Consider the following 7,369-nt stretch of genomic DNA (forward strand, 5'->3'; position numbering starts at 1 on the left):
GCTTTCACATACACCTGCACTTTAGGAATATCGATCTTTCTTATCGTATCTCTGATGTTCTTCATCTGTTCTGCCGTGGCAAGCAAGATCAGTGCATTTCTTTCAATGTCAGAGACCACCATGGCTTTAGTTGGGGGGTTTGCCCCTTTTGCAGGTGCTTTCACGGCTACATTGTTCATTTGAGAGATCAGTTGACTCATGATCTTTTCCATTTCTTCGACATTAGAGTTTTGTAACCTTATGACATACATTTGCTGCGTTGTACTCTCACCCTTAATGTCCAATTGCTTGATATACTTGATCATACGGCTGTTATTATCACTATTACCAACAAGAATAATGGAGTTTGTTGCATCATCTTTAAATATATCGACTTTTTCACTTTCAATGGTCTGAGGAAAGATCTTTTTTGCCATATTTTGGGCATTCGCGTAGACATCTTTTACCATAGAATTTTTTAACTTTATCACAACCGATTTTTTTTCACCCTGTGATTCAACAGCCCTAATAACCTTAGAAATTGATTCTAAAGTTCTTGGCGTTGCCGTCACTGCCAAGACATTGTTCTCCTTGAATGAGATCACTTGTGCACTTTTATGAAGCAGCGGCTTGATCTTTGCACGGAGTACTGCAGCATTTGAGTTCTTTAATGGAAACATCACCGTTTTCATTGTATCGCCTTTGATACTGCTGCTTACGTCAAGTCCTTCTCCTGCAGCATCATTGGATTTTACAATCTTATAGTACTCTCCTTGTTCTACGATTGTAAAACCTTTGCTTCCAAGGATAGAGTTTGCCAACGAGAAGAGAGAACTCTTTTTAATAGGTTTTGTAGAAACAAAGTTGATCTTGCCTTTAAGATCTGTATCGATCAAAATATTTCTCTGTGTAATTTTAGAGACCATTTCAACAAAATCTTTTACACTCAGATCACGAAAGTTTACATCTACTGTTTCCTCTTCCGCATACAACCCTACAGACAACACCATCAATATACTCAATACAATTTTAGTTAACTTCATATTCTAACTCCATTTCTTCTTTACCTCTTTCGATGACCAATGTAAGGTTATCGATATTTGAAATATTTTTATACACATCAAAAGCAGCATCGTAGCTATCTATCTTTTGGCCGTTAATAGCTTTGATGACATCACCTCTCTTTACCCCAAGCTTTGCGAAAGGTGTCCCTTTGCGAACAAAAGAGATACGAAAACCTTGCAGGTCATTGCCTTTTTTTACTTCTGAAATACCGATATTTTTATAAATATCATCCATATTCTTAGCATAATGATCTACTAATGATTTGTCAATGATCTTATGGTCACCTGCGTCAACTACATCACCCTCAACTTTATTTACTGTCGATACAGAGGAGGAAGAAGACTTAGTACTTTTGATAGTATCATCCCCTTTTGTACTGATGATTAAATTGATCTTATACATTTTGGCATTTTTACTAAAGGTGGCATAGTTACTTCCTGCCCCTTCAAGGACAAATCCATTGATCTCTTCACCTTTTGCAAGCACTTTCGTTTTCCGTTTATGCTCTACTGTTACCACGGTGATATCTGAAGCATTGTAAATGGCTAGAAGCTTAATATCTTTAATGCTCCCCGCAGTTTGTACCGGTTCTTGGATTGTTGTTGGTGCTGCTACTTCATTTGGGCTTAGCTTTACTCTATAGTAAAGTGCTTTGCCCCCTTTTTTTTCCATATGTTCAACTCCAATTTTCGGCAACCACAGAACCTCAACAAAAAACCAAATGGATTTGACCACAAGCAATAAGATCAATAGTGCCCAAAGTCCTTTGACGACTTGCGGTTTAAAAAGATGTTTCATATACCCATCCTTTTTCGTCTTTTTTTAACTGAGGTTTTAACATCTCTATATTTTTGCTCTCATTAAAATCCAAACGTACTTTTTGCTCACTTAGATCAATCTTGCCCGTCATCATACCAAATGAGCCGGTTGCATCAACAAAAACCTCCAAAGGAGAAAGCACAGAGTGTGACAGGAGCAATTTTTGTGTTTCTTGAGGCACCATTGTTTTTAGAGAGTCATCCATATGAAGCGAACGTAATTCTAAGCTGCTGTAAAAAAGCAACGTACACAAATTCACTTCTTCTATGGTTGCTACATTAATGCCTTTGAAATAAACGGTTACCTGTTTTAGAGCTAAAGAGAAAAAGCCTTCGCTTACCTGCTCTTCATTGAGTTTTATTTCATGTTTGGCAAGCTCTTCTTCCAGCTTATAATAAAACTCCCGCTTAGGCATAAGCACAAGTATACTCAGCCATACAGCCATAAGTACAATGAAGCCTTTTTTTACCATTTGCATTTGAACTCCACATCATAAGATGAAGCTATCTTTTGAATTTTAAGCTTTTGTATCTCTACGGGTAGATTTAAAATCTTTGTCACCAAGCTGTTTAACTCCGTTGCACTTAAACCTTTATAACTAGCAGTCACTTTTTTGCTTTTACTGCTCCACTGTACTTTAGAAGCGGGAATCAGCGTCTGAAGTTTCTCTACTTTTTGGGTAGTCTTTTTATCTGACCATATTTTTTGCAGTGCTATCACTTCTTTGATCTCTTCAACAGTGTGCTTTGTACCGGCCATCATTTCTGCCTGTGAAGAGACTTGTGCAGCTTTATATCCATATCCACCAAGCATCAGAACAAAGGCGATAAGTGCTATCAACTCATTTTGATATCGTTTCCAAGTCATAATGCACCTTCTATCTTCAAGTCATTGCTTCCTGCAATAGCCAAAGTATTCCATTTGTTTTTTTCCGCCAATGCTTTCACTCGCTTTGCCACTTGAGCATCTTTACATGAAAACTGTACTTTAAACATCTTTTCGTCTAACTCTAACGACGTAAGAGTCACCCCTTTAAAGATCATACCTGAGAGTATTTTAATGATTTCTCGTTTGTTTCGCTCTGCGCTATCTATCGTTTTATATTTTGTTACTATGCTGTCTCGCGTATATTTACTCTGTAAAGAGGGATGGGCTTCAAGCAGTTCTTGTATCTGGGCTTCTCCCACTTTGGCATTTGCGCTATAACGAGATCCTTCGACAAAGAATATTAACGCAAACAGCGTAAAGATAGAAGCAAGTATTGAAGCCTGTTTCACAGTAAGCACAGAACCATAGGTACCTGGTAGCGTTATCCCCTTTTTAGGAGTAAAACTATTGTCAAACACTAGGGCAGGTCTCTCTTCTTCACTTAAAGCACTTCTTGGGACCACAACTACCATTTTATCCAAAGACACCAATGCTTCATTGTCCCCTAACAGGAGAGGTTTGTCGAAATGCTCCACTGCCTGCTGGGCAAAAAAGAGTTTAGATACATTTTCCAGGGCAAAGCCTTTACTCTGTAAAAATGCCGTGATCATTTCTATATCATACGCAAGAAAAACCCACTCCTCTTCTTCTTTCCAAACCATATACTCATACGCTCTACCTTCTTCGACCAACCCCTCAAAAAGTGATGGAGCAATACGCTTAGCCTGGTAGGCATATCTCACAGGTAATGCTTCTTTTTTAAGGGTATAAAATTGTGGCGGCAACATGACATTGACTGCATGTGACAGGTTCACCGGCTTCATGGAGGTATGTGCAAGGATCAGATCTTTATTGTTTGCCATAAAATTCAAAATGTTTTGCCTCTCCCTGAATATATTCAAATCTAAATCTATATTGTTCTTTTGCAAAAGCATACCCTACCGAGCACTTTGCTGCCTCTACGAATGTTTTATCCGCCAAAATACTTTTCCGTTTGGCATAGTCTCCACCGTTTTCACGTACAAAGTCTTCCAATGTGCCCTTGTCTATTAAAGATGCCCACTCTTCAACTGCTGATAGTTCTATCTCAAAAAGATAGGAGATAAGTTCAGCTGAACTGTATTCTCCATCTATCGTTTCTGCTTCAGGAGAAAAGCTAAAATACTTTTTCCAGGGAACAGATCCTATATTGGAGTCATCTACCTCAAACTGGTAACGACTGACTAACGCTGTGAACTGTTGATAGGATATAATACCGTTTTTTTGGTGAAGTCTGCTTTGCTCTTTTAATACAGCCAAACCCGAACTCCCTATCTCTTCGACCAGCATCTCTTGCAGTCTCCCTGCATCTTCTATGTTATAGTCCTGCGCAAGTATCTCAAAAAGATCCTGTGCTACTGTATACAATGCTGCTTTCTTACTATCGTTTTCTAAGCCCAGCCAATTGATATTGACACCTTTATACAAAGGTTCACATTGTAAAACAAGTGAAAACTTATCATCTAGTGTATGCAAGGGGAGTGCTGTTTGATATAGTACAGAAAAGAGCGTTTTTTTATCTTTAAACGCTTGAAATATATTTGTTATATTTGTATAGTATACATTGGCTTGTATAAGTGCTTTTGTGGTACCAGAATCCTGTTGTACCTTCTCAAAATAACTTAATAGTACCATCGTTAATGCAATGATCACAGACAAAACAGACAAAGTGATCATAAGGGCAAAACCTTGTCTGTTTTTTACAACTATACCGGTACTTTGGGTTTTATCCATCTAAAAGCTCTATTAAAGTAAAATTTGTAACATTAAACGTGAATATTATACCAAAAAACCAAAGGGTTCCTATGAAACAAAATGCACCACTAAGAGCCGGTTTCTCTCTTATAGAATTACTTATCGTTATCGTTATCCTTGGAGGACTTGTTGCTGTTGTGGCCCCTGGACTTATGGATGCTGCAGACGAAGCAAAAAGAGATACTGTCTGCTTAAAAATGAATGACTTGGGAAAAAGACTTGACATGTTCAAGCTTGACAATGGGACCTACCCGGAAACAGAAGAGGGCTTTGAAGCACTTCTGAGTAACCCTGATCCAGACAAATACCCTAACTACCGTGAAAAACCTTATCTTAAAAAATTACCAAAAGACTCATGGAAAACGCCTTTTGTCTATATAAGCAAAGGATCAGAGTTTGAACTGATCTCTTTTGCCGCTGACAGGAAAGAGGGTGGAGAAGAGAGTAATAGAGATATCCTGTTTAGCGAATGTAACAAATAAGAACTCTTTATGTCCTATATCCAGAGATATGAAGGAAGAAAGGGGTTCTCTCTCATAGAACTCCTTATCGTTATACTTCTTGTCTCTATTGTCTATTTCCTTGGATTTGAGGGCTTTGAGATCGGCAAGAAGAAGCCAAAAGCCCTCACCCCTCTTAACCTTAAATCCAATATCCTCTCATCAGAACTCTTCAAGGGACAAGCCACACTGCTTTGTGTTGATGAGTGCCGATCATGTTATCTTAGACAGGGGGTTGCATCAGCGTTTGAAGAGTATACAAGTCCTATAGACCTCACAGGTATGCAAGCCTATACCATTGACAAATATAATGCCCTCTCTCGTATTGAATACGGAAGATACCAAGATAAAAAGATCTGTTTGATCATGGATTTTTACAACAATGGAAGTTCCACTCAGATCATTTTAAAAAATGACAAAGGAAGCTATTTTCTACCTTCTTTTTTTGAGAAACCTCAAGCATTTTCTTCCCCTGAAGAGGCAAAAGAGTATTGGCTAAGAAACAGTATGACAGTATCTGACAGTGGAGAGTTCTATTGAAACAGTTGCGACCTGCCTTTAGTATTATTGAAATCCTGATCTCTGTGATCATCATTTCCCTTGCCATCATCCCTGTACTCAAGCTCCATACAAGTAACCAGGAACAGATCGTCTATCTCACTGAAAGAAATAAACGCTCTTTACAGGATTCACTCTATCTGGACAGTACTATCTTGCAACATCATCAAGACAATAAAACCGCGTATGAAATTTTGGAAAAGTTTTTTAAAGTCAAAGAGCTGAAAAGTCGTGAGATCTTAAAGGAAAACAGTAGAAATATCTTTATCCCTGAAGAGATAAAGATCATCCCTCTTGAAGAGCAGGGAGCTCCTTCCGCCACGGTCAATGAAGTCATGCTAAAAGGCAAACACTCCTCTATCTACTATCATTTTAAGCTGGGACCTTTGTGATAAAAAAAGAGACTAAAATGTTACAAATCTCTTTACCTTTAGATATAGCAAGATACAGCTAAAAAAGTTATAATACTTATAATTTACTGCAAGGACACATACACGGATGCTTTTTAAGTACAAAGGATTTGACAAAACAGGTAAAAAAGTCAAAGGTACTGTTACGGCAAGTTCCGTGGAAGAGGCAGGACAGAAACTTCGTGCGCAAAATATCTATCATGAGGGGCTGACCTCTACAAAAGAGTTTTCACTCGAAGCCTTCTCCAAACGTCAAATGCCCGGGGAGCTTCTTAGTACTTTTTCCAAAGAACTCTCTTCGTACCTCCATTCAGGCATGACCATTCTCACTGCAATCAAACTGCTTGAGAATCAGCATGAAGGAGAAAAGCGATATGTCTCTTTTCTTAACTCAATTAAGACAATGATCGATGAAGGAAAATCCCTTTACAATGCACTCAATGCACAAAAGGTCTATGCCTTGCCAGACTTTTTTCTCCAAAGTCTCAATGTTGCAGGACAAAGCGGGAAAATGGTTGAAGTACTCACCAATATGGGAAATTTTTTCTCCGCACAAAACAAAGTAAAAAAACAGGTCAAAGGGGCCATGACATACCCTGCCATCATTTTTACAGTTGCCATAGGAATGACCTCTTTTCTCATCGCTTTTGTCGTACCAAAAATTACGGCGATCTTTGAAGATACAGGACAGGAGCTTCCTCCTATCACTCAATTTGTACTTGGGCTAAGTGACTTTTTGACAACGCATTATGTCACTATCATTGTAAGTATTATATTGGTTATCATTGGCTTTAAGGTCCTCTATGCAAAAGTGGGCACCTTTCATCGTATCATAGACTCATTGTTGCTGAGGATGCCTGTATTGGGTAGTCTGATCCAAAACCATGAATTAGGAAGATTCTCCTACATCCTCTCTCTCATGCTGGGTTCAGGTGTTGCTTATGCACAAGCCGTACAATTGGCCAAAGCCACTTTCGCAAACCATGGACTTCGTGACCTCTTTGACAAAGCATCCGTTAAAGTGCTTGAAGGAAATAAACTCTCCAATGCACTGCAAATGTCAAAAGGAGTAAAGCTCAAACGTAACTTTATGCAATCTTTAGCCCTGGGAGAAGAGTCCAGTGAAGTGGCCCAAATTCTAGACAATACCTCTATGCTTTATGCTGAAGAAAATGAAGACAGACTCAAACTGCTTCTAGGGTTACTTGAGCCATTTATGATGCTCTTCATCGGTGCGGTTGTCGGAGTCATTGTTGCAGCGATGCTTCTACCTATCTTTACTATGACACAAGGGTTACAATAAAATGCCAACTATTA

At 38.7% G+C, this 7,369-nt stretch carries 10 protein-coding genes; 4 read left to right on the forward strand and 6 right to left on the reverse strand.

Annotated features, from left to right (window positions below; genetic code table 11):
• The 6 genes from ABZC96_RS06675 to ABZC96_RS06700 all read right to left on the reverse strand — a co-directional run.
• Positions 1–1,022, reverse strand: a 1,022-nt coding sequence (locus ABZC96_RS06675) for a secretin N-terminal domain-containing protein (protein WP_373029962.1), incomplete at its 3' end; no start/stop codon positions are given.
• On the reverse strand, positions 1,009–1,842 hold the full coding sequence (locus tag ABZC96_RS06680; RefSeq protein WP_373029964.1) for a PDZ domain-containing protein: 834 nt from the start codon (positions 1,840–1,842) through the stop codon (positions 1,009–1,011). The genes ABZC96_RS06680 and ABZC96_RS06675, both read right to left, overlap by 14 nt.
• Positions 1,826–2,341 carry a hypothetical protein gene (locus tag ABZC96_RS06685; RefSeq protein ID WP_373029966.1) on the reverse strand — a complete coding sequence of 172 codons (516 nt, stop codon included), beginning with the start codon at positions 2,339–2,341 and terminating at the stop codon, positions 1,826–1,828. The genes ABZC96_RS06680 and ABZC96_RS06685 overlap by 17 nt, the downstream gene beginning before the upstream one ends.
• Positions 2,329–2,730, reverse strand: a complete 402-nt coding sequence (locus ABZC96_RS06690) for a hypothetical protein (RefSeq protein ID WP_373029967.1) — start codon at positions 2,728–2,730, stop codon at positions 2,329–2,331. The genes ABZC96_RS06685 and ABZC96_RS06690 overlap by 13 nt, the downstream gene beginning before the upstream one ends.
• Positions 2,727–3,653, reverse strand: a complete 927-nt coding sequence (locus tag ABZC96_RS06695) for a hypothetical protein (protein WP_373029975.1) — start codon at positions 3,651–3,653, stop codon at positions 2,727–2,729. The genes ABZC96_RS06690 and ABZC96_RS06695 overlap by 4 nt, the downstream gene beginning before the upstream one ends.
• Positions 3,640–4,563, reverse strand: a complete 924-nt coding sequence (locus ABZC96_RS06700) for a hypothetical protein (RefSeq protein WP_373029968.1) — start codon at positions 4,561–4,563, stop codon at positions 3,640–3,642. The genes ABZC96_RS06695 and ABZC96_RS06700 overlap by 14 nt, the downstream gene beginning before the upstream one ends.
• A gap of 71 nt (positions 4,564–4,634) precedes the next feature.
• Between ABZC96_RS06700 and gspG the strand changes: the two genes are divergently transcribed.
• From gspG to ABZC96_RS06720, 4 genes are all read left to right on the forward strand, one after another.
• Positions 4,635–5,066 (forward strand): type II secretion system major pseudopilin GspG, encoded by a 432-nt coding sequence (gene gspG / locus ABZC96_RS06705; RefSeq protein WP_373029970.1) that lies wholly within the window; start codon positions 4,635–4,637, stop codon positions 5,064–5,066.
• 9 nt (positions 5,067–5,075) lie between these two features.
• Entirely contained in the window at positions 5,076–5,624 is a 549-nt protein-coding gene (locus ABZC96_RS06710; RefSeq protein ID WP_373029971.1) for a prepilin-type N-terminal cleavage/methylation domain-containing protein, read from the forward strand.
• On the forward strand, positions 5,621–6,034 hold the full coding sequence (locus tag ABZC96_RS06715) for a hypothetical protein (RefSeq protein WP_373029972.1): 414 nt from the start codon (positions 5,621–5,623) through the stop codon (positions 6,032–6,034). The genes ABZC96_RS06710 and ABZC96_RS06715 overlap by 4 nt, the downstream gene beginning before the upstream one ends.
• Before the next feature lie 106 nt (positions 6,035–6,140).
• On the forward strand, positions 6,141–7,355 hold the full coding sequence (locus tag ABZC96_RS06720) for a type II secretion system F family protein (RefSeq protein WP_373029974.1): 1,215 nt from the start codon (positions 6,141–6,143) through the stop codon (positions 7,353–7,355).
• Positions 7,356–7,369: the final 14 nt, after the last annotated feature.

The organism is Sulfurovum sp. (assembly GCF_041551015.1).
Classification (GTDB): Bacteria; Campylobacterota; Campylobacteria; order Campylobacterales; family Sulfurovaceae; genus Sulfurovum.